The organism is Agarivorans sp. JK6, from assembly GCF_045277145.1.
GTDB lineage: Bacteria > Pseudomonadota > Gammaproteobacteria > Enterobacterales > Celerinatantimonadaceae > Agarivorans > Agarivorans albus.
In genome coordinates this window covers 2,300,861-2,323,442 of the sequence record NZ_CP113525.1, presented here as the reverse complement: position 1 = coordinate 2,323,442, position 22,582 = coordinate 2,300,861, and the positions used below count along the sequence as shown (strand labels likewise).

Annotated in this window: 24 protein-coding genes; 15 read left to right on the top strand and 9 right to left on the bottom strand. The window is 41.6% G+C overall.

Annotated features, from left to right (window positions below):
- Positions 1-26: 26 nt before the first annotated feature.
- Positions 27-599 (bottom strand): hypothetical protein, encoded by a 573-nt coding sequence (locus OV592_RS10850; protein ID WP_406611388.1) that lies wholly within the window; start codon positions 597-599, stop codon positions 27-29.
- On the bottom strand, positions 596-1,549 hold the full coding sequence (locus OV592_RS10845; RefSeq protein ID WP_406611387.1) for a hypothetical protein: 954 nt from the start codon (positions 1,547-1,549) through the stop codon (positions 596-598). The genes OV592_RS10850 and OV592_RS10845 overlap by 4 nt, the downstream gene beginning before the upstream one ends.
- Positions 1,550-2,044: 495 nt before the next feature.
- Between OV592_RS10845 and OV592_RS10840 the strand changes: the two genes are divergently transcribed.
- Complete coding sequence (locus OV592_RS10840) at positions 2,045-2,824, top strand: PEP-CTERM sorting domain-containing protein (RefSeq protein WP_406611386.1); 780 nt, start codon at positions 2,045-2,047, stop codon at positions 2,822-2,824.
- A 177-nt stretch (positions 2,825-3,001) separates the two neighbouring features.
- A complete protein-coding gene (locus OV592_RS10835) occupies positions 3,002-3,478 on the top strand; it encodes an N-acetyltransferase (protein ID WP_406611385.1) in 477 nt (158 codons plus the stop codon).
- Positions 3,479-3,673: 195 nt separating this feature from the next.
- Here the strand turns inward: OV592_RS10835 and OV592_RS10830 are convergent, their stop codons facing one another.
- The gene (locus OV592_RS10830; protein WP_406611384.1) at positions 3,674-4,963 is read right to left on the bottom strand and encodes a tyrosine-type recombinase/integrase; all 1,290 of its coding nucleotides are present in this window, start codon (positions 4,961-4,963) and stop codon (positions 3,674-3,676) included.
- 195 nt (positions 4,964-5,158) lie between these two features.
- On the opposite strand from OV592_RS10830, the gene OV592_RS10825 reads away from it, so the two are divergent.
- Positions 5,159-5,515 carry a YibL family ribosome-associated protein gene (locus OV592_RS10825; RefSeq protein ID WP_016401480.1) on the top strand — a complete coding sequence of 119 codons (357 nt, stop codon included), beginning with the start codon at positions 5,159-5,161 and terminating at the stop codon, positions 5,513-5,515.
- A 41-nt stretch (positions 5,516-5,556) separates the two neighbouring features.
- Here OV592_RS10825 and OV592_RS10820 read toward each other — a convergent pair whose 3' ends face one another.
- From OV592_RS10820 to OV592_RS10805, 4 genes are read right to left on the bottom strand one after another with little or no spacing between them, the layout of a single operon-like run.
- Positions 5,557-7,149 carry an FG-GAP repeat domain-containing protein gene (locus tag OV592_RS10820; RefSeq protein ID WP_406611383.1) on the bottom strand — a complete coding sequence of 531 codons (1,593 nt, stop codon included), beginning with the start codon at positions 7,147-7,149 and terminating at the stop codon, positions 5,557-5,559.
- 59 nt (positions 7,150-7,208) lie between these two features.
- Positions 7,209-7,760: a YSC84-related protein gene (locus OV592_RS10815; protein ID WP_406611382.1), complete on the bottom strand. Its 552-nt coding sequence runs from the start codon at positions 7,758-7,760 to the stop codon at positions 7,209-7,211.
- A gap of 26 nt (positions 7,761-7,786) precedes the next feature.
- Entirely contained in the window at positions 7,787-9,361 is a 1,575-nt protein-coding gene (locus OV592_RS10810; protein WP_406611381.1) for a response regulator, read from the bottom strand.
- Positions 9,362-9,390: 29 nt separating this feature from the next.
- Positions 9,391-10,425 (bottom strand): HD-GYP domain-containing protein, encoded by a 1,035-nt coding sequence (locus OV592_RS10805; protein ID WP_406611380.1) that lies wholly within the window; start codon positions 10,423-10,425, stop codon positions 9,391-9,393.
- 332 nt (positions 10,426-10,757) lie between these two features.
- On the opposite strand from OV592_RS10805, the gene OV592_RS10800 reads away from it, so the two are divergent.
- The 12 genes from OV592_RS10800 to ttcA all read left to right on the top strand — a co-directional run bounded on the left by OV592_RS10800 (position 10,758) and on the right by ttcA (position 20,724).
- A complete protein-coding gene (locus OV592_RS10800) occupies positions 10,758-10,880 on the top strand; it encodes a hypothetical protein (RefSeq protein ID WP_016401485.1) in 123 nt (40 codons plus the stop codon).
- Positions 10,881-10,905: 25 nt separating this feature from the next.
- Positions 10,906-12,339: a cytochrome-c oxidase, cbb3-type subunit I gene (gene ccoN / locus OV592_RS10795; protein ID WP_016401486.1), complete on the top strand. Its 1,434-nt coding sequence runs from the start codon at positions 10,906-10,908 to the stop codon at positions 12,337-12,339.
- A gap of 1 nt (position 12,340) precedes the next feature.
- Positions 12,341-12,943 (top strand): cytochrome-c oxidase, cbb3-type subunit II, encoded by a 603-nt coding sequence (gene ccoO / locus OV592_RS10790; protein WP_016401487.1) that lies wholly within the window; start codon positions 12,341-12,343, stop codon positions 12,941-12,943.
- 10 nt (positions 12,944-12,953) lie between these two features.
- A complete protein-coding gene (locus OV592_RS10785) occupies positions 12,954-13,136 on the top strand; it encodes a cbb3-type cytochrome c oxidase subunit 3 (RefSeq protein ID WP_016401488.1) in 183 nt (60 codons plus the stop codon).
- Complete coding sequence (ccoP, locus tag OV592_RS10780) at positions 13,133-14,101, top strand: cytochrome-c oxidase, cbb3-type subunit III (RefSeq protein ID WP_016401489.1); 969 nt, start codon at positions 13,133-13,135, stop codon at positions 14,099-14,101. Before OV592_RS10785 ends, ccoP begins: the two co-directional genes overlap by 4 nt.
- An 84-nt stretch (positions 14,102-14,185) precedes the next feature.
- Positions 14,186-14,668 carry a FixH family protein gene (locus OV592_RS10775; protein ID WP_338626380.1) on the top strand — a complete coding sequence of 161 codons (483 nt, stop codon included), beginning with the start codon at positions 14,186-14,188 and terminating at the stop codon, positions 14,666-14,668.
- A complete protein-coding gene (locus OV592_RS10770) occupies positions 14,658-17,045 on the top strand; it encodes a heavy metal translocating P-type ATPase (RefSeq protein ID WP_406611379.1) in 2,388 nt (795 codons plus the stop codon). The genes OV592_RS10775 and OV592_RS10770 overlap by 11 nt, the downstream gene beginning before the upstream one ends.
- On the top strand, positions 17,042-17,215 hold the full coding sequence (gene ccoS, locus OV592_RS10765; RefSeq protein WP_016401492.1) for a cbb3-type cytochrome oxidase assembly protein CcoS: 174 nt from the start codon (positions 17,042-17,044) through the stop codon (positions 17,213-17,215). The genes OV592_RS10770 and ccoS overlap by 4 nt, the downstream gene beginning before the upstream one ends.
- Positions 17,199-17,864 carry a sulfite exporter TauE/SafE family protein gene (locus OV592_RS10760; protein ID WP_406611378.1) on the top strand — a complete coding sequence of 222 codons (666 nt, stop codon included), beginning with the start codon at positions 17,199-17,201 and terminating at the stop codon, positions 17,862-17,864. Before ccoS ends, OV592_RS10760 begins: the two co-directional genes overlap by 17 nt.
- 68 nt (positions 17,865-17,932) lie before the next feature.
- Positions 17,933-18,679, top strand: a complete 747-nt coding sequence (locus tag OV592_RS10755; protein ID WP_016401494.1) for an FNR family transcription factor — start codon at positions 17,933-17,935, stop codon at positions 18,677-18,679.
- A gap of 135 nt (positions 18,680-18,814) precedes the next feature.
- Complete coding sequence (uspE, locus tag OV592_RS10750; RefSeq protein WP_406611377.1) at positions 18,815-19,747, top strand: universal stress protein UspE; 933 nt, start codon at positions 18,815-18,817, stop codon at positions 19,745-19,747.
- 80 nt (positions 19,748-19,827) lie between these two features.
- Entirely contained in the window at positions 19,828-20,724 is an 897-nt protein-coding gene (ttcA, locus tag OV592_RS10745) for a tRNA 2-thiocytidine(32) synthetase TtcA (RefSeq protein WP_406611376.1), read from the top strand.
- Here ttcA and OV592_RS10740 read toward each other — a convergent pair.
- Both OV592_RS10740 and cobB read right to left on the bottom strand, forming a co-directional pair.
- Positions 20,721-21,479, bottom strand: a complete 759-nt coding sequence (locus OV592_RS10740; protein WP_406611375.1) for a glucosaminidase domain-containing protein — start codon at positions 21,477-21,479, stop codon at positions 20,721-20,723. The genes ttcA and OV592_RS10740 overlap by 4 nt on opposite strands.
- Positions 21,476-22,195 (bottom strand): Sir2 family NAD+-dependent deacetylase, encoded by a 720-nt coding sequence (gene cobB, locus OV592_RS10735; RefSeq protein WP_406611374.1) that lies wholly within the window; start codon positions 22,193-22,195, stop codon positions 21,476-21,478. The genes OV592_RS10740 and cobB overlap by 4 nt, the downstream gene beginning before the upstream one ends.
- Positions 22,196-22,582 lie beyond the last annotated feature (387 nt).

The window sequence follows — 22,582 nt, the reverse complement described above, 5'->3', positions numbered from 1 at the left end:
AAGCTGTTTAAATAAAAGAGAAGCGGTTAGTTACCGCTTTTCTTCTCTTCCTTCTCTTCTTTCTCAATTTTAGTATCAAGAAATCCGAACCATGAGTCGAGGTTGCTCTTTATCAGTCTTAAAGACTCCAACAAAAGCACTGTAGCTAAAACGCATGTGAATATGCTAAACACCGCTGTATACCACCTATCGTAAAGGCCTATGGTCATTTGTGTTATAGCTGAAGTAATTGAAGCCAATATAGCGTAAAACAGCATGTCGCTTAGCTGCTTTAAAGGACCATAAAGTGATCCCTTGGTCTTATTGCCAGGTACCGTTTTTCTCCAAATTTGACGATACTCTTCACTGTCGTAAACATTCTCTTTCATGTTTACTACGATGAAAGTTTTAAGAGACAATAAGAAGCCGCCAAGCGCTAAAAAACCAGCAAAGATATGCCCTCTAATATTTGTAGCGTAAAACTCATGAAATTTATCAACCTTACAAGCGTATAAGCTTTCAAAAGATGTTGAGTCGCAAAGCATAAAGACTGCGGCAAGGTAACCTATTGCTACAATGGCAATTGATATAATTACACAGCTGAAAAACCTAGCTATCATTGTTGTAGTTCCATCCCAAATACATCTTCATGCTCTTCACTTTCAAACACAGCAATTAAATCGTCAAAAATTTCGTGAGAATAAAAATAGTCAACATCTAATCCATGCAGTTTAGCTGCCAATTTGTCAAAGTCTTCGACACCGAAGCAATCTGGCATATCAAATATTTTGATTGGAATAGATTCTCCGTCATAATCCTCGACAATAACTTTCCCTCGCTTTGGTGCGCCGCCTGCAGTGAATGCAGAAATAGCTTTAGCTATCGAATTCTTAAAGCTTGTGTCACCAAGAAAGGAAAGTTTTTCAATTTTCCGTGAGACAAAACCAGAGAGAGGGGTGGCAGCTCTTACTTCATGGTCTAAATAAGCATATTCGAACTCAAATGACTTAATTTTTCGATATTCTTTCAATATGGCTTCTAAATTTTCTTGCCTGACTAGCGGAGCAAATTTTAACTGACCAGAAAACTGCTTACGTATACGTTGCTTGCGCCCTTCTGTTAACGGGCTGCCTTCAAGAGTAGCTTGAGTTGATATCTCAGCATCACCAAGAGCCTTTTTAAGTTGATGATGATATCTTTTAAGGTACTTACCAAATACATTCATAGAGCAAGATTGGTAATAATGCTGATAAAGTCCAAGTCCGGTGACTTTGTGGATAATTAGGAAATTAAACTCTAATAGCTTGTCGTCGCCCTGAAGATTGTCTACTAGAATTTGAAATCCGCCATTTTCATTGGTGAGGCGGCAAAACTTCTTTTGGTCTTTTACCGTAACAACTAGACCTTTGAAGTAGTCATCATGAGAGTTTGTATCGAAATAGAAACGCCGTTGGTTGCTTTCATTGGCGTCAACAACGCAACCTTCATTTTCAAAAAATGTGAATAACTCCGAAAGGCTCACGCATCCACCATCAACTGAAACGCTAAAACCTAGGCATTTGACTTCCATTCATGATTCCTTACTAACTACTCTTTATCAATTAGTAACTAAATTATCATTCTTAAAGACAAATATCAGCGTTTCGTGAGTAATAACTGAAGTTATATTTGGCTTACTTGATAAAAACGACATTTTTAGTGGTTCGTATGTTGATCGTCCAATCGGGTACTTTTGCTGTTCTCCTGCTATTTAGCCATTTTTGAACGCGCTTATATTGAGGCAAATCAAAAGCTGTGCATATTGCTTTTAGCTGCTCTAGTTTCAAATGTTGGCCGTTAGTTTAAAAGACTTGTTAGAAATCCTCAAAGTTCCTCAACCAGCTTAGTAGAAAAGGGCACTTGCTTGGGTATTGTGTCAGCTTACTTTACAACTCTGCTTAAGGCGTTTTTTAAACAGGCGTGTTTTCATAGCCTTAACTTTTGGTCGTGGTATTGCATCCCGCTTAAAATTGACAATTGTGTCAACTGGTATGTGCCAGTCAATTTTGCATCAAAAGGGAATCGCATGAAATCTATTAAAATGCTGTCTGCATTGGTTTTAATAGCAAGCTCGTTTACTGCAAACGCCACCTTTATTAGTGGAGATTACACCCTGAACAATGGTAAGCAAGTAGCACTGCAAGGGCTAGAATGGATGCCGCTTACTTACTCGCAAAGTTATTCTCGTTTATACGTTGAGGCCGATGGCGGATGGATTGATCGCTTTGGCAATCAATGGCAACAAAATGATTGGCGCTACGCCACTCGTGCCGAAACGGCCACCTTACTTAACTCGTTGTGGGGTGGTAATTACCTTGGTTTTTCTAACGACAATTTTGCGGGTGCAACCTGGTTTATTGACCAACTAGGCGGCCTAGGCATAGATACTACACTTGGCCATAACCGAGTAGATCTTAAATTAACTAACGACGTTTGGCTTAACTATGATGTATCGCAGTTTTTGTTTGGTGAAGATCTAGAGTGTTCGGATGAACTTCGATTAAGCTGCATCGGAGAAGTAGGCATTGCAGATGGATTTTATGATTCTATGGTAACCCGCAATATTCACACAGGATATGGCGTTTACATGCAAGCTTGGACTCCCTTAGGTTATTTTGATGACCTCTCCGGGGTAGATGCAGGCTTAAATAGTAACAACCGGGTTCGCTCTAAAAGCAACAGCAGTTCAATGCTTGGTTCGTTACTGGTAAGGCAACCCCCGATAGCCCAAGTACCAGAGCCAACAACATTGGTATTGCTGGCTTTCGTTTTATTCGGTTTTTGGCTTAAACGCGCTAGTCATTAAGCAAAGGTTATTAGCTAACAGCTAGTTTTAGTCAATTGATTATTGCTGTGTTTTAACTAGCCGCTCATATAGAGCGGCTAGTGTTTCAACAAAGGCTAAACCGTTTTGTCTGCAGTATTTAAAACAACTGGTTTTTATTGGCCTTAAACAGATTACAAACGATAGAAGTGTGTAGAAATGGCTAAAATTAAATTTGTAAGTTTTAACCAGGTAGAACCGGCGGATCTTCTGGCTGTAGTTAATCAGACAGCGTTGAGAACACATCTGGTAGAGCATGATTATTTTGATTCAGCTAGCATCAACCAATGGATGATAGCTAAAGCTAAAACAGATTCGATAGCTGGGTGCCGTGTTCGAGTTGTTAATATAGATGGAGTTATCGCTGGCTGGTGTGGGGTTCAACCAGACGATAACGGCTTTGAAATAGCGATAGTTATTTCTAAAGAGTATTGGGGATTTGGCATATCAATATTCAATTCAATGATGGGTTGGGCCAAAGAGCTTGGGCATAAAGAAGTGGTGTTTCATTTACTAGAAACTCGACCTGAGTATAAGGCGCTGAAAAGAAGGGCCATTAAAGTTCAGAGAACAGAACTTTTAGATCGAAGCTTTACCACATATTTTATATCAGTAGATAAATGGTGTGCAAAGTAACTAGTCCAAGAAGTAATCAATAAACTCTAAATCTCGCAAGAACCGCCAATCTCAATTTGAATGACGTTTACCAATACCAATTTAAAAGGGTTCCTTTATACACGCCCTATTTAACATAATATACATTATGCGCCTTGTGGGTGGGTTTTTAGCAATCCACGAAAGTTTGCCTGTAATGCCGCGTAGAAATAGCAATTACTTTAAGTGATCCAAGGGCTTATGTTCAGCAGATTGATGGCGTTCTACGCGAGATGTGTGCAAATACTGAGACGTTGTATCAATGCTATCGTGGCCGGCATCGGCTTGTACATGTGATAGTGGCCGACCCACTAAATTTATGTCGTGTGATATTCCGGTGTGTCTAATGCTGTGTGGCGTAAGTTGGCGTATCTCGTTAGCGTCTTGCTTAAAGCCGTCTGCTTCGGCGAGCTTAGCGGCTTGTTCAATGAGAATGTAGATTTGCTCTCTTAATTGGCGAATACCGAGATTGGCATTAAGTAATCCGCTATCTCTACCGCGTCCAGCTGCTCGGTGCCTTACAAACAATGGCGTTTTTTCATTGGGTGTTGGCAGCGGCGTTAACTGTAAAAAGCGTCGATAACGTTGTAAGGCATCTAACAATTGCTTAGACACTGCAACGGTTCGCTTTTTCCCACCTTTGCTACGCGGTATATAAAAGCCCCATACGGAGGTTTTAGTATCACGTTTAAACTGTCCCATTATCGGCGAAAAGCCAGGCCTAGCTGCTACTTCAGAAATTCGTAAATAGCAGCTGTACATAAGGCTAACTAAAAACAAAACACGCTCATTATCCTCCGGTGATTGTTTAGCAAGTTGATTAGCGGCGCTCATTACATAAGACCACTGTAAATCACTAAAGGATTTAATGTCTTCTAGATCTTCGCCACTAATAGTGTGTTGGCTGCTAGCTTTAAATCTGCCGTTCTTCATTAAAGCCATGGCTGGGTTACGCTCTGTATATTCTTCATTGATCAGATAGGCATAAAATGAAGATAAAACCGCTAGTTTGGTTTTTAAGGCTTTATCACTTATTTGATATGGCTGCTCAATACCGTCTATTTTCTTGCCTAAAAACGGCCGCCATTGTGGATTTGGCACGCGTTCTTTCAGCTGTTTATCGACAACAAACTGGGCAACATTTCGATAAGCGATTAACTCTAGCGGCGGCTTGCTGCAATAGTCTAAATACTTACTTAGTACCCGTCGTGTCACCATTGATAAGGAGATTTGCTCAACAGTATAAGCCCAGTGTAAAAAACTGGTGAGTTCGCTTCGGTAGGTTTTGTAATTGTTTTCACTATGACGCTGTTCTAACAACCAATCTACTGCGTATTCGTAAACAAATCCGGCATCGCTAACGGCGCTTAAGGTAACTTCTGCCAGATGTTGGTTAACGATAGCATTGCCATCTTCAAGATATTGAATGGAATCGAACAGAGGAATGGCTGGAGGAAGTGTTAGCATGAACTTAGTTAAGCTACTGAATAGTATTGATATTATAACCCTAAATGCAATTGCCGATAAATAGCATTATCGGCATTAAGGCAGTAAATTGTTTACTCTATAAATGTAAAACCTAAGACAAACTTACTGCTATAATAAGCGATTGGCTAACAGGCCTTGAACGATGAATGCTCGATGTGAGCCTTAGGATTTACAATGAATTTAAAAAATGAACTTCAATCAATTCACAACAAATTAGACACGGCAAAACGTAAGTTAGATGCCGCCCACGAACGTGGTGACACTGTGATGATTAATCAGTTCAATACTACGATTACTGCACTTACTAAAAAGCTTAAAAGTGTAAAAGCCCAGCAAACTAAGAAATTAAGTCAACAAGGCGGCGACGTTAAGTCCCTTCCCTTTAGCCGCGTGCTTACAAAAACAGAACAAGCAGATATGGGCAAGTTGAAGAAATCGGTTAAAGGTTTGGTGGTAGTACATCCAATGACAGCCTTAGGCCGTGAAATGGGCATTAAAGAAGTTACTGGATTTGCCCCAAAAGAGTTTTAATTATTTGGGCAAAGTACTAGCTTTGCCCTACTCTTTTAACGCTAATACTTAGCCACTAAGTGTGCTGGAATATGGCCTATAAACTTACCACCTTTATAGATAAGCGTGTAATTGTGATTGGCCACTAAATCTTCATAACGCTCTGTTGTTCCATCACTAAAAGTTATTTCTGCGCTTACCTTGCTCAGCTTTCCTAAAGAAAAAACCAGAGGCAAACCGTCCCACCTTGCCCTTTGTTGATCAATGAGTTTTTCACCTTGGTATATCTTGACTATGGCATCAACCGCATAGGGGTTGGGTTGCTTATAGCGAGGGTAAATATACAGGCTGTTTTGTTGCTTTTGGCCGGTATTTAAGAACACTTGCAGCTGTTGGTTACTCGCCCCACCTATCACAATATCTTGGCGCAAATCGTTGTTTAAATCGGTGATAAATACTGGGTTAGAGTCCCAACCATTGAAGCTTAATACTTGTTTAAACTTGCCTTTCCCATCATTTTCCCACACCTTTCCATACTTTTTACGAGGATTAGAAAGTAGCAAATCTAAATCTCTGTCGTTGTCAAAATCCACTGCAAACACACGCACAAGATAAGGCGCACCGGCATTTAGCATCTTGCTTAGTGGCGAGCTTTGCTTAACAAAACCTTTGTCTGTTTGTAGGTAAACGTCGCCTTTACCTTTACCAGTTGTGATTAAGTCTTGACGCTGATCTCCGTTTAAATCTCCAACAAATATTGGCGTTGCGTATTCTGGTAGCTTGAGGCGTTTATTTGATAAAGAGTAACCTTCCTTAGTGGCTAAAAAATACCAGCCTAGGTGATCACCGCCATAGCCGCCGTGACCAGCGACGATAATGTCACTTTGCTGATCGTTATTGAGATCAATGGGTGTAAGCATAGGGCTTGGTATTGGCGAACGATTTATAAAGTGTTGGTACGTATTAGCTCGAAAAAAACGGTTCTTTTTGTTGTTGGCCTTAAAGTCTTGTTCAATTTGTTGGTATTTAGCGGGCAATAAATGATTGTCACTAGAGCTGTAGTTTTTATCGCGTTGAAATGTTTGTTGATCAGCTTGGTAGTAAAAAGCGCCCTTGCGCCCTGCATCTAAGTCTAAGTAGCCATCTTTATTTATGTCTAACACCGTTTTGGGATAAGACACTGGAGAAAAGGTTTCATTAGGTGAAGCGACTTCGAATTCACCTTGCTTATTCAAGACATAAGGATTCTTTTTCTCATCAGAAAAAGCGGCTATATCAAGCCAACCGTCTCCATCAAAATCAAAAAACCATGGTTTGTCGTCGGCTCCTGGTAGCTTTTGGCTAGTGCTAAGGCTTTTAAATTCGAGAACGCCACTCGGTATTAATTGGTTAACTAATAGCTTACCACCTGGAGTGCCGTGATGAGAGAGGTAGAGATCTACATCGCCATCGTTATCGTAGTCAAAGCCGCCTACTCCCCATGGCCACCAACCATGTGAGCCAAACTCGCCGCCTTGGGCTTTAAGTTCCTGTTTGTGCCATTGTTGGATGAGTACATTGGCGTTAGTAGAAACGGCTTTAAACTCCAAGGCACTGGCGGCCAAACTGGTTACAAATGAAGCTACAACTAAGATAAATGTTACAAGTTGCATCATGCTAAGCCCTTAATAAAAAAGCCAGCTTATCGCTGGCTATTAAAGTGTAGCTGTATTTCTTAGTTTAAATCGCTGTCTTGCCAAAACTTGGTGCCTTTAATAGTGGCTTCAAGTGACAGGCCCGCTTCTGTTAACTGATAGATTTCTACATCACCGATAGCACCTTCCACCTCGGCTGAACCGCCTTTATCTCCAGCTGTTGCGGCGGCATCTGCTTGGGCGCCAAATAGCCATCCGCTTTCTACAAACTTGTCGAAGGCTTCTCGTGTTTTGAAGATCATTAAAGCCCTAAAATCTTTTACACCTAAACCAAAACCTACGCCAGCTTCGCCCATTTTCATATAGGTTTTCTTACCTGATGCATTATCCACTGCGATACCAGTTCCACCGCCAGCTGAAATAACAAACAAATTAACGCCAACGTTACTAAATACAGCATAGCCAACACCGCTTGCCATTTTTGCTGATATATCAGGCTTTTCTTCCTTAAATTTAGCGATAGTCTCGTTAGCCGACTTATCGTATTCAGCACGGTCTTCGGCAACATCGGCAAAACTAACAGTACTAAAAAACAGCAGTGCTGCACTTAAGCTAACTAGTAGGTTTTTCATTGTAGTTCCTCGTTGTTCAAACAAAACTAAATAGAAAGTGGCAATGCCACTGTAATGGTGGTGGTATTGTCTTTATCGCTGGTGCGCATACTTACTTCGCCATTTTGCGCATCGCTAAGCAAACTTACCGAGTAAGTGCCTAAACCTGTGCCAGTATCTTTACCGGACGTGACGTATTTTTCCCAAAAGTTCTCTCTTATCGCCTCGGGCACAGCGCCTACATTCTCTGTAGTGATAAGCACCTGTTGTTGAATGACTTCGATGGATACCGATACTCGACTGCGATTTGGCGCAGCTTCACAGGCATTTTTAAGCAGATTAAAAAATAGAGAGTAACTTAAGGATTCGTCGCCTAAGGCTAATACTTCGTTACCTGGATCTTCTTCTTCAGGCTCTAAGTACATAAGTAGTTGTTTGCTACTAAAAGTTTTCCTGACTACGGTTAACATTTTTTTAAGCATTAAGTGAACAGAAAACGGTTTAGCTTTTAGCTCGAAGCGACCTTGTTCAATTTTATATAACTCGGTTGATAGGTTAATCATGTTGAGCAACTGCATAGACAATTCGTCTATCATCACTGAGCTTTCGTTAATACTAGCAGTTGCCTGACGATCGGTTTTGATTTGCTCCGCTAATGCAACAATACCCGCAATTGGCCCTTTTAAATCGTGCCTTAGCAATTGATCGACACTATTTTTTAGCTTCTCTTTCTCGATAAGATTATCTAAGTCACTTTGTAGATGTTTATGGAGATCGACCGAACGCAGGTGATTGCGTACTCTAAGTTTAAGTAACTCCGGTTGAATAGGCTTTGTGATGTAGTCTATTGCGCCACCTTCAAGCCCTTTTGTCTGGTCGCCTATCTCGGTTAAGGCGGTAACAAAAATAACCGGAATGTGTTGTGAGTTTGGATGTTGACGGAGCTTTTCTAGCACTTCATAGCCATCCATTTCGGGCATCATTACATCCAGTAATATCAGATCTGGTGGCGTCTCAGAGCAACAAATCTCCAAAGCCTTTTTACCGGTCTTAGTCAGTAGCACGCGGTAGTCATCGCGTAATAAGCCGCCTAACAATGTGAGATTTTCTGGCGTATCGTCAACGACTAATACGGTGTTTTGTTTTGATTGGGCTACAGGCGTTGCAGCTACAGGCTCTGGTATGGGTAGTTCTTCGAGTTCGGGCTCCTCGCTATTGGCTAAAGATTGGCGGTTTCTCACATCGCCTTTTGCTGCTTGTTGTAACCTAGACTGCAACAATGCAGTGGTAAAAGGCTTAATAATAAGATCGGTTACGCCTTCGCTTATGGCTTCTGAAACTCTATCGCGCTCAGCTTCTGCGGTAATCATAATAAACGGGATGTGTCGCCATGTTTCTGATTGCCTAACTGTCTTAAGAAACTCGATACCACTCATCACCGGCATATTCCAATCAGACAAAATTAGGTCGACATGCCGTTTTTTCAATACATTTAGCGCTTGCGCGCCGTTTTCTGCTTGTACTACTTGGCCAATGCCGAAGCGACGTAATTGCTCGTAGGTGATTTTTCTTATTGGTGCCATATCGTCTACGATTAGCACTGTGAGTTTGTTGAGTTGCATGTAAAAGCGTATCCTTCGCGGCCAGCCAACTATTCTTCTAAAGACTCTTTAAATCGTTCTTTTACTTCGAGTATTTCGGGAAGTGCTTCTATAAATAATGGAACTAACTTGGGGTCGAAATGAATTCCAGCTTCACTTTCCAAAAGCTCGATGGCCTTTTCTACTGGCCAGGCATTTTTGTATGGGCGTTCGCAAGTGAGTGCGTCAAATACATCAGCGATAGCAACAATTCGCCCTTCAATAGGAATATCTTCTCCAGCAAGCCCATTGGGGTAACCTTTGCCGTTCCATTTTTCGTGGTGGGTTAATGCTACTGTTCTAGCAAGCTCGAGTAATTCTGAACTATCACCCTCGCCGAGAATTTCACCACCAATTACTGCATGACTTTGCATAATTTCCCATTCTTCGGCGTCTAATTTTCCTGGTTTTTGTAATACACGATCGGGAATACCAATTTTGCCTATATCGTGCATGGGTGCAGCATTCATAAGTATGTCTGCATCTCTTTCGCTCATTCCTGCCGCTAAACCAAGAATACGCGAGTAGTAACTCATCCGAATAACGTGCATGCCGGTTTCATTGTCTTTGTACTCTGCGGCTCTACCTAAACGCTGAATGATTTGTAAACGGGTAGTATTAATAACGTCAGTTTGCTCTTTTACCTTTCGGTCTAACTCACGATTTTGATTGTACAAAGCAAGTTGCGTTTTCACCCTTACTTTTACAACCGGTGGGCTTACAGGCTTTGTGATGTAATCAACAGCACCTAGCTCTAGGCCTCTTAGTTCATCAGCGGGGCTTATTTTGGCGGTAACAAAAATAACCGGGATATGGCGAGTGCTTAAATCTTCTTTTAATCGACGGCAAACTTCGAAGCCGTCGATGCCTGGCATCATAATATCTAGCAGTATTAAATCGGGTTTATTGGCTTTAGCAACAATCTTTAATGCCATATCGCCATTGCGTGCCACTTGCAGCTTGTAATCATTTCGCAGAATGCCTGCCAATACGTCGATGTTCTCTGGTGTATCGTCCACAATGAGAACAGTGGCCCTGTTTTCCATAAAATATCCTTGTTTACCAATCCATCGATAAAAATAACTAGTAGTAACTATAGGCTTAAAATCAACAATTTAATAACAATGACGCTTAAAAAACATGCGTTTCATTAGATATACACGAATGTTTAGACTTAAGTCTAATTAGTGCCAACACTGAGCTAAAGCGCATCACAAAATTCTAATGTTACGTAAAGCAGATTTTTGGTTACGCGAATGTAAATTATTGGTTCATAATTGATCTAGATCAATGCGGTTTGTTGATTGGAAAAGATTTGTTAAATATTTAGCGAAGATATGCAAATAACTAGTTTTTCAAACTGTTATTTGATCAGTCGATGAAGTATGATCGCGCCGTTAAGCTACTGGTTGTAGGCTCTATTCGTGCTAAACGTGAAAGTAGTTTAACAATTCGTTTCATGTTGTTGATGCCATTGCATCAAACTCGCTTAAACAAATAATAAATAGCAACGGAAGCATGTATTTATGAACCAAGCAGCTAGCACAGAGACTGATTACAACTACACGGTTGTTCGACAGTTCACTGTAATGACCATTGTTTGGGGTATAGTTGGCATGGGTGTTGGTGTATTAATTGCTGCGCAATTAATTTGGCCTGCACTTAACTTCGATACTCCTTGGCTAACTTATAGCCGGTTACGTCCCCTTCACACAAACGCCGTTATTTTTGCATTTGGTACCAGTGCATTAATGGCTTGTTCTTTCTACGTGGTACAGCGTACTTGTCAAACCCGATTGTTTGGTGGCCCACTCGCCTCCTTCGTATTCTGGGGTTGGAATTTGATTATCGTCTCGGCTGCGATAACACTGCCTATGGGTTTCACTACTTCAAAAGAGTATGCGGAACTAGAATGGCCAATTGGCATAGCAATCGCGATTGTATGGGTGGCTTATGGAATAGTCTTCTTTGGCACCTTGGTCAAAAGAAAAACCTCGCATATCTATGTTGCTAACTGGTTCTTTGGTGCATTCATTATTACCGTTGCTGTATTGCACATTGTTAACAATGCGGCTATTCCGCTAACAATGACTAAGTCGTACTCGATTTACGCCGGTGCTGTAGATGCAATGGTGCAGTGGTGGTACGGCCATAACGCGGTTGGCTTCCTGCTTACTGCTGGCTTCTTGGGTATGATGTACTACTTCGTGCCAAAACAAGCTGGTCGCCCTGTATACAGTTACCGCTTGTCTATTGTTCACTTTTGGGCACTAGTATCTATTTACATTTGGGCCGGTCCTCACCACTTACACTACACTGCATTGCCTGATTGGGCACAGTCTTTAGGTATGGTGATGTCTCTTATCCTATTCGCTCCTTCTTGGGGTGGTATGATCAACGGTATTATGACCTTGTCTGGTGCTTGGCATAAACTTCGTTACGACCCAATTCTACGTTTCCTAATTGTTTCTCTGTCTTTCTATGGTATGTCTACCTTTGAAGGCCCAATGATGGCAATTAAAACGGTTAACGCCTTATCTCACTACACAGACTGGACTGTTGGTCACGTTCACTCTGGTGCTTTAGGTTGGGTTGCTATGGTATCAATCGGTAGTGTTTACCACCTAATACCTGTGCTATTTGGCCAAGGTCGCATGTACAGCACTAAATTAATTAACACCCACTTCTGGCTTGCGACTATTGGTGTAGTTCTTTACATCGTAGCGATGTGGATCTCTGGTGTTATGCAAGGTTTGATGTGGCGTGCGGTAAACGAAGATGGCACCTTAACATATTCATTTGTTGAGTCTCTGCAAGCTTCTTACCCGTTCTACTTTGTTCGCTTTATCGGTGGTGTGTTCTTCTTAACAGGTATGTTTGTTATGGCTTACAACGCATACAAAACCATTACTGCTGAGAAAGGCTCCCTAAAACCAATTGAACACGGACAGGAGGCATAACATGAAGCACGAGTTAATCGAAAAGAATGTTGGTTTACTGGCCATATTCATTGTTATCGCAATTAGTTTTGGTGGTTTAGTACAAATCACCCCACTAATTTTTCAACCTGAAACTACCGAACCGGTAGATGGTTTAGTGCCTTACACTGCTCTAGAAATGGAAGGTCGTGATATTTACATCCGCGAAGGCTGTAGCAACTGTCATAGCCAAATGATTCGTCCATTCCGCGCAGAAACTGAACGTTATGGTCACTACTCGGTAGCTGGCGAAAGTGTTTGGGAACACCCGTTCTTATGGGGTTCTAAGCGTACCGGACCTGATCTAGCACGTGTTGGTCAACGTTATTCTGATGAATGGCATCGAGTGCACCTAATTAATCCACGCGATGTAGTACCTGAGTCAAACATGCCTGGTTTCCCTTGGTTAGAGGAAAACTTAGTAGATAGCTCATTAACAGGTAAGAAACTCGCTCTATTTAAAAACCATTTTGGCGTGCCTTATACCGATGCAGACATCGAAGGTGCAGAAGAAGCCGTTAAAGGCAAAACTGAAATGGAAGCTTTAATAGCCTACTTACAAGTGTTGGGTACAGCATTAAAATAAGGAGTTAGTTATGGACTTTGGTACATTTAGCGGCCTATATACAGCTTTCTTAATGGCGATTTTTGTAGGTATTTTTGCCTGGGCCTACAGTAAAAAACGCAAAAAGGATTTTGCTGAAGCTGCAAACTTGGTTTTTGCCGACGAGCCTGAAACTAGCCCGACAAAGGAATTTGAAGGAGCACAGAAAAAATGAGCACATTTTGGAGCGTGTGGATTACTGTAATAACCTTAGGCAGCATCGCAGGATGTTTCTTGCTGCTAAGGGCATGTAATAAGAACAACACCGGCGTAAAAGAAGGTGAATCAATGGGCCACGAGTTCGACGGAATCGAGGAGTTAAACAACCCTCTTCCGAAGTGGTGGTCTTATATGTTTATTATTACCATTGTTTTCTCGTTGGTTTATTTAGCGGCCTACCCTGGCTTAGGTAACTGGCAAGGTTTCCTTGGTTGGAAGAGCTCAGAAATGGGTATTAAGAGCATTGCAGAAGGTCAAGAGCGTGTAGCTGCTTACGACGGCAATGTTGCCAACCAATACCAAGGTGAACTTGATAAAGCTGATGCTCGATTTGGTGAAGTTTTCCGTCAAGTTGCGTACAACGAGTCTGGCGAATACCGAAGTGTAGAGGAGCTTTCTGAAGATCCAGCGGCGGTTAAAATTGGCCAACGTTTGTATCTACAAAACTGTTCGCAATGTCATGGTTCTTCGGCTCGAGGTGGCAAAGGCTTCCCTAACTTAACTGATGGTGATTGGTTATATGGTGGAAGTGGCGAAGCGATTAAAGCTAGCCTTATGCACGGTCGTCAAGGCCAAATGCCTGGTTGGGAAGCAGTATTAGGTGATGACGGTATTAAAGAAGTTACCGCCTATGTTCTAAGCTTATCTGGCCGTAAGGTTAACGATGTTGATGCCGCCAATGGTAAAAATCGTTTTGCAGTATGTGCAGCTTGTCACGGCGCTGACGGTACCGGTAATCAAACGCTTGGCGCACCTAATTTAACCAATGGTATTTGGTTATACGGTGGTTCACGCCGTGCAGTTGAAGAAACCCTTCGCTACGGCCGTAATGGTGTAATGCCAGCTTGGAAGGATATTCTAGGAGAAGATAAGATCCAGCTTATTTCCGCCTACGTATATCAGCTTTCTAAGAGCGAATAGACTTAAAATTTATAAAAAGCGACGCCTATGCGTCGCTTTTTTTTGTTATATTTAAGCCCCCCTTGTGAATGGAAGTATGCTGTTATGCAACAAGTTTGGTATAAACAATTTTGGCCGTGGTTTTTAATCGCGCTACCGATGGCTGCGGTAGTTGCAAGCCTGTTTACTTTTTATATAGCTGCTACAACCAACAATGACATGGTGGTTGAGTCTTACTACAAAAAAGGTAAAGCAATTAACGCTGACTTGTCGTTAATCGAAAAAGCTGAACAAATGGGGATCAAAGCCGCTGTAGCACCTGCTAATAATGGTTTGGTATTGGATATGGTTCTGCCTGACTCTCTAAAGAACCAACCACTTAAAATTGAACTAGCACATAAAACCCTCGCTAAAAATGACCGCAGTTATGTCGTTACCGCTGATGCAAATGGTCGCTACCGCTTTGGCGATGATTTAAATGAGTCTGGCCGCTGGTTTATTCGAATTAGTCCAATGGATGATTCCTGGAGACTGCAGGAAGAACTACAACTACCGCTTTACAACGCAGAAGAAATCGATGGCAAGTAATCAAGGCCTGTGTTTCCACTGTAACGAAGTAATTCCCAAAGGCGTAAATTTACATGTTTCAATTCTTGGTAGCTCTCAAGCGATGTGTTGCCAAGGTTGTGCTGCCGTTGCGCAAACAATAATTGAAAGTGGCTTAGAAGATTATTATCAACATAGAACCGCTGCCGCCCCAAGTGCTCAAGGTCTTGTACCAGACGCCTTGGTCAAAATGTTGGAGTATGATGACGAAAGCGTTCAGCTAGAGTTTGTAGCACAAAATGAAAACAGCAAGGAAGTTTTACTCTCTATCGAAGGGATCGCCTGTGCCGCTTGTGCTTGGTTAATCGAAAAACAGTTATCGCATATTCCAGGTGTTCAAAAAATCCATGTTAATTCGACTACCCAGCGAGCGACGCTTGTGTGGGATGATAAGCAAGTTAAATTAAGTCAATTACTACAAAGTATTCATAAGCTTGGCTATAACGCCAATCCCTTTCAAACAGATAAACAAGAAGAGATAGATCGAAAGCTATACCGCAGTCATCTACTTAAATTAGGTGTAGCCGGCCTAGCCACCATGCAAGTAATGATGTTTGCTATCGCCCTATATGGTGACTTGTTTGAAGACATGGAGCTTATCTATCGAGATTACTTTCGTTGGGTGAGCCTTATTATGGCAACGCCAGTATTGCTGTTCTCTGCACAGCCGTTTTATTTTGGTGCTTACCGAAGCCTTAAAGCTAAAACGCTCAATATGGATGTACCCGTTTCCATTGCATTATTAGGCGCCTATAGTGCGTCGCTTTATGCCACGATAAACGGCACCGGTGAAGTTTATTTTGAATCGGTTTCCATGTTCACATTTTTGTTATTGCTGGGCCGGCTTCTTGAATTGCGAGCAAGACGCAAGGCCAGCGAAACCAGTTCAAATATGCTTAAGCTAGTGCCTAAGTTAGCCATGCGAATTGATGAGACCGGTCAGCAACAAAAGGTTGCGGCGAGCCAGCTTAAACAATCAGACATTATCGTGATTTTACCCGGCGAAGTAGTACCTGCCGATGGACAAGTTGTGTTTGGTGAGAGTGAATTTGATGAGTCTTCGCTTACCGGCGAATCATTGCCTATCACTAAGAAGCTAGGTGATACGGTTTTTGCCGGTACCATTAACCATGAACAAACCGTTCATTTAGAAGTTGAAGCGGTATCTCAAAACACCTTTATTGCCAATATCATGCGTTTGCAAGAGCAGGCTCAAAGCGAAAAACCTAAGATAGCAACAATAGCCGATAGCGTAGCTCGCTACTTTGTTTTTGGTTTACTGGTGATAGCTGCACTTACCTACACCTACTGGCATTTTCACTCACCCGAAGATGCGTTCTGGGTTACCTTGGCGGTTTTAGTTGCTACTTGTCCCTGCGCCTTATCTTTAGCAACCCCAGCAGCACTTACTGCAGCTACACACAAACTATCAAAAACAGGCTTATTGGTTAAACGTGGACACGTGTTAGAAAGTTTGGCCAAAGTTACGTCTGTTGTATCTGATAAAACGGGAACACTTACCGAGGGCAAGTTACAGATTAAGCAAGTAAACTGCCTTGGCGATGTTAATGAGTTAACAACTCTTAATCTGATTGGTGCTCTAGAAACACAAAGCTCCCATCCTATTGCTAATGCCTTCAGCGAATACCAAGGTTACGCTGCAACTAATATTGAGCACCATACTGGCTTAGGTTTGAGTGGAGAAGTAGACGGTAAAAAGTTGAAACTAGGTAAAGCTTCCTTTTGCGGTCAAGTTGCCGAACCAATAGCCGGAATGCTCGAGTTAGTGTTAATGGTCGAAGATAAGTTGGCTGCTAGAGTTTATCTTTCAGATACCATCAAAAAAGACGCTGTTAGTTTTTCACAGGGGTTAAAGGCGCGAGATATTTCACTTTCTATGTTAACTGGGGATGACTCAGCCCAAGTGGAATATGTTGCAAAACAGTTACATATCACTGACATCGCTAGCGGCGCTTTGCCTCAACAAAAACTCGAAGTAGTTAAAACTAAAACGCAAAACTCCCCCCACCTATTAATGCTTGGTGATGGAGTAAACGACGGTCCAGTTTTGGCCGCCGCACCGCTTTCGGTTGCTATGGGTTTGGGCACCGACATCGCTAAATCTAGTGCTGATGCCGTATTGTTAGGCAGCAAGCTTTCTACTTTGCTCACCGCCATGGATCTTGCCAAAAAGACTAAAAAGATTATTGCTCAAAACCTCGCATGGGCCTTAGGGTATAATGCCTTAATATTGCCCTTAGCAGTGGCTGGAATCGTTACTCCTTATATGGCTGCTATCGGTATGTCATTATCGTCTTTAGCGGTACTCACTAATTCCTTAAGGTTAAACAAGCAATGAGTATTATATTTGTCTTGATCCCCATCGCCCTGATCTTTGTATGTGTAGGAATTGGTATATTTTTTTGGGCTGTTAAAAGCGAACAATTTGAAGATTTAGACCGACAAGGTATCAACATTTTGTTTGATGATAAGAACAAAACCAAACAAGACAATGATCCTACAGACTGATTTTGTAGCAGCCTTTATCACCGGTTTATTAGGCGCCACACACTGCATCGCAATGTGTGGCGGCATCGCATGCATACTAGGTTCTCGTGCTAATAACTCTTCCAATAAACTTTTAGTAAGTATCGGATTTAACCTAGGTCGGATCCTAAGCTACTCTATTGCCGGCGCTATTGTTGCTGGTTCCATACAAGCAATTAGCCAAGTTCATCAATCATTTTATATGCTCGTAGCTTTACAATGGTTCGCAGCAATAATGCTCATTTTACTAGGCATCCACCTTACTCGATGGTGGTCAATTCTCACGCCAGTGGAACAACTTGGCAAAGGCTTGTGGTCAAAGGTGCAGCCTAAAGCAAGTAAGATGTTGTCACTGCAACACCCAGCAGCTAGTTTACCATTAGGCATGTTATGGGGTTGGCTACCTTGCGGTTTGGTTTATTCAACATTAGTACTAAGTGCTAGCCAAGCGCATTGGCTAAACGGAGCGGGCGTGATGTTTAGTTTTGGTTTAGGTACGTTTAGTGTGATGCTGTTAGCTGTATTACTGGGCCAGCAACTAACCAAACTAATGACAAATCGCGTATTACAGGTTTGTTCAGGACTGAGTGTTTTGAGTTTAGGGATCTACCAAGTTGTTACATTGTTGTAGCAATAGATCTAGAAAATTTATTACATAAAGAGTAGAATTGCCTCGAACTCCTATAGCATAGTTTGAGTATGAGCATTAACCCAAAAGCTAGTCAAAGAATCCAAACTGGTGGTTGTGAAATTCACTGCCAAGATTGCAGTATCGCCCAGTTATGTATCCCTTTCTCTCTTAATGAGACAGAGCTAGATCGCTTAGATAGTATTATCGAGCGTAAAAAGCCTATTCAGAAAGGCGAAGAAATATTTGCTGCAGGCGATAAGCTAAAAAGCTTATATGCCATTCGCTCAGGTACAATTAAGTCCTACACCATTACCGAACAAGGTGATGAACAAATTACTGGTTTTCATTTAGCTGGCGACTTAGTTGGCTTTGATGCCATTAATAGCCAAGAACACCCTAGTTTTGCCCAGGCACTTGAAACATCAATGGTATGTGAAATTCCTTTCGACACCATGGATGAATTGTCTGCCACAATGCCTAAGTTACGCCGTCAAATGATGCGCTTAATGAGTAATGAAATTGTTGCAGACCAAGAAATGATTTTGCTACTAAGCAAAAAGAATGCAGAAGAACGTTTAGCTGCCTTTATTTACGGTTTATCACAACGCTTTTCGGAGCGAGGTTTTTCTCCAAGAGAATTTCGTCTGACTATGACTCGTGGTGATATCGGTAATTATTTAGGGCTAACCGTAGAAACCATTTCCCGTTTACTTGGTCGTTTCCAAAAAGCAGATATGATTGCAGTAAAAGGTAAATACATTTCAATCACTGATCGTGATGCACTACGTCAACTAGCTGGTACTAAACAAAGCTAAGTACCTAATAACACTGACCTGATTTACATCAATCTATCGAAAGAAATCTAGGTCAGTGTTAACTATATCTAATTTATTCCTACCAAATTAAGCTAAAGTTAAGTAGCTATTCCAGAAGATTCTAGGAGCTGCTTTATGATTAAGTATCGTAATATTTTAGTGGTCATCGACCCTCTTCACGACACCCAGGCGGCCTTGTCTCGTGCTGTTTTTCTTGCGCAGAAAGAAGACAAAGCAAAAATCAAAGCTCTACTTACTATTTACGACTTTTCTTACGAGATGACATCCATGTTATCTGGAGAAGAGCGCGAAGCTATGCGTTCAGGAGTGATAGAAGAACGTAATGTTTGGCTAAATGAAGTAATAGCTGCAACAAACACTGCTGGGATAGAAATAGAAACCAAAGTAGTTTGGAACAATCGCTTATACGAAAGTGTCATTGAAGAAGTTCTCGACTTTGGTCACGACCTAGTCGTTAAAGCGACACACCCGCACCCTACTTTACAGTCGATTATTTTTACCCCAAACGATTGGCATATTTTGCGTAAGTGCCCCACTCCAGTGTTAATGGTAAAAGAACACGACTGGCCAACCGAAGGCAAAATTGTTGCTGCGATCCATGCAGGAGCAGAAGATGAAGAGCATCACAAATTAAACCAGCGAATTGCTAACGAAGTAAAAGACCTAAGTAAATTGCTAGACGCCAATTTACATGTGGTAACAGCCTATCCTGCAGCACCGGTAAACATAGCGATAGAGCTGCCAGACTTTGATCCACTTAAATACAATAAGAACGTCATGGAGTTTCATAAAACTGCTCTTAACAAATTTGTTGAAGAACAATTTAAGCAAGTGGTCACCACACACCTTGAGGAAGGTTTACCTGACGATGTAATTCCCGAAGTAGCTAACGAAATAGATGCAGAAATTGTTATTTTGGGTACCTCTGGTAGAAGCGGGTTTAGTGCTGCACTTATTGGCAATACAGCAGAACACGTTATTGACCAGCTTGACTGCGACTTACTGGCGCTTAAACCGCAAAATTTTGTCAGTCCTTTTCAAAAATAGATAAAGCTAAACTGACGTTAAACATTGCTTAAGCAAAGCGGGGTTATATAATAGCCCCGCTTTTTTATTGGGAACACACTATGTCAGTTACAGCAAAACAACAATACAACCACAACAAGCTACAAAAGCGAATTCGACGTCATGTTGGACAAGCAATTGCCGACTACAACATGATTGAAGAAGGCGACAAAGTAATGGTTTGTTTATCTGGTGGTAAAGATAGTTATGCAATGCTAGACATACTATTAAACCTACGCGCCCATGCTCCGATAAACTTTGATGTAGTAGCTGTCAATTTAGATCAAAAACAACCAGGTTTTCCCGAGCACATTTTGCCTGAATATCTAAAAGGCTTAGGTGTAGAGTACAAAATCGTAGAAGAAGACACCTATTCAATAGTTAAAGACAAAATACCAGAAGGCAAAACAACTTGCTCACTGTGTTCGCGTTTGCGTAGGGGCATTTTGTATCGAACGGCCTCTGAGCTAGGAGCGACCAAAATCGCCCTAGGCCATCACCGTGACGACATATTAGAAACTTTATTCTTGAATATGTTCCATGGAGGCAAACTTAAAACCATGCCACCGAAGTTGGTTAGCGATGATGGTAAACATGTAGTTATTCGCCCTATGGCTTATTGTAAAGAAAGCGATATGGAAAAATATGCAGAGCTGAAATCTTTTCCAATCATTCCTTGCAACCTTTGTGGCTCCCAAGAAAACCTACAACGCCAAGCGATTAAGCAAATGCTTAACGATTGGGAAAGGCGTTTTCCCGGCCGAATCGAATCGATGTTTAGATCGGTACAAAATGTAGTTCCCTCACACCTACTCGACCATCAACAATTCGACTTTAAATCGATAAATCGAGATAGTGGAATCATTGATGGTGGTGATATTGGCTTTGATGCGCCAGAGTTAGAAGACCAGCCAAGCCAACAAAGCCAAGCTGGTATAGTGCAGGTTGTTGAGCTTTAACCTGCGATAATTGGTGTTCGGGTTGGCCAAATGTTCTGGTTAACCCTCATCATTTGCTGTAACTCTTCTACGTAAGCTTCGCCTCTTTCAGAATAACTGCTCAGTTGAGTAGCTAGTTCCATTGCGTTTAATTCTCCGCTAGAGCGTGCCAGATTTCGTTGTTGCTGGAAGCCTCTGTATGCTGGGTGGCTGTTTAAGTTATTCATATAAACACTTACCGACTCATACACACTATCGAACTTTCTTACTTCGTGGTTAGCCCCATCGTTTCGATTTAAAGGAACTAATCCGCAGCCCTTCTTATAACACCATTGCCCAAATAAGTTATTACCTTCACGAGCAAATCGCGATGTTCCCCAAGCTGATTCATTTGCTGCCTGTGCAAGTACTAAAGCTGGTGGAATGAGATCTACTTTAACTAATAAGTGTTGAATTTGGGATTGTTCATCCAGCGATGGATCAACTCGATAGAGCTCTGTAAGTTGAGTTAGTGTCTGTTTTTGTTTCTTAGAAAGGCTTGAGCCCTTAGCTAATGAAGCAGCTATAGCTTCCACCTCCGAGCGTTGCTGTAATATTTTATTATTGCTTGCTTCAATTAGTGGAGTGATGAAGTCAGTAAAGCTTTGCTTTTTCTGTTGAACATTTTCAATTTCGTGCAGCGGAGGTAAACTTTGTGACTGTGCTTGCTGCTCTGGGGATTGTTCACAAGCAACTAAAAAAACTGCTACCAGTCCCGGTAAAATTATTCTTTTCAATTATTAACTCTTAGTTCTAAAGTGAGTTCACTAAGAAACTCAGGTACTAGTTCGCTGGCAGGGCCGTAATAACGTTCGCCAAATTCGCTTTGCATTTCCGAGGGTTCAAGGTTTAATTCTATAGTGCGCGCATCGTGACTTGCCGCTTCGTGAACAAAACCTCCTGCAGGAAAAACATGACCAGATGTTCCGATCGCCATAAATATATCACAGTGGTTCAGCTGGTGATAAATTCTATCTAAACCAATTGGCATTTCGCCAAACCAAACTACATGAGGTCTAAGTCGAGTCGGAAATTGACAGCAAGTGCACAGCACGTCGCTACCTAAGTCTTCCTTCCACACCGTTGTCTGGTTACTAACTGGGCAACGTGCTTTTAGTAGTTCACCGTGCATATGTAATACATTCTTACTGCCTGCACGTTCATGTAAATCATCGATATTTTGGGTGATAACCAACAGTTCGATGTCTTGGTGTTTTTCAAGTTCTGCTAAAGCAAAGTGGGCTGGATTAGGATGAACATTCCCGTCTTGTAGCTGCTTACGGCGTAGATTATAAAACTGGTCAACAAAATCAGGAGATCGTTGATAAGCTTCTGGTGTTGCTACGTCTTCTACTCGATGCTTTTCCCATAGCCCATCAGAATCTCGAAATGTTTGGATGCCTGACTCAGCAGAAACACCGGCGCCGGTTAAAACAATGACATTTTTTTTCATATTCATCTTCTTTTCTTCAATTTCAGGTAGAAGCTACTATAAATATATAATAAGTCAGCATAAGACCCCATCCTACTTAAGTTGTAACACAGTATTTTAAGCCAATTTGTAACTAAGTGTTAACATACTAGCCAGTAGGAATTTCGACATAAAGTAGAATATCTAGTTTCTCCTTCCATACTACGTTTCAAAATCTAACTTTTGCGACATATCTCGCTTTTAGCACTTTTAAGGTAACTAAATCAGGGAATTATCGCTAGCTGTGCTAATCTTGATCTAGCGCAACAAAAACTTGATAAGCCAAAAACTTAAGCGGCTTGATACTATATTCATTTATATTGAATAGATTTGCGCTAGTGGTCAGTTATTCGGCATTCTACCGCGATT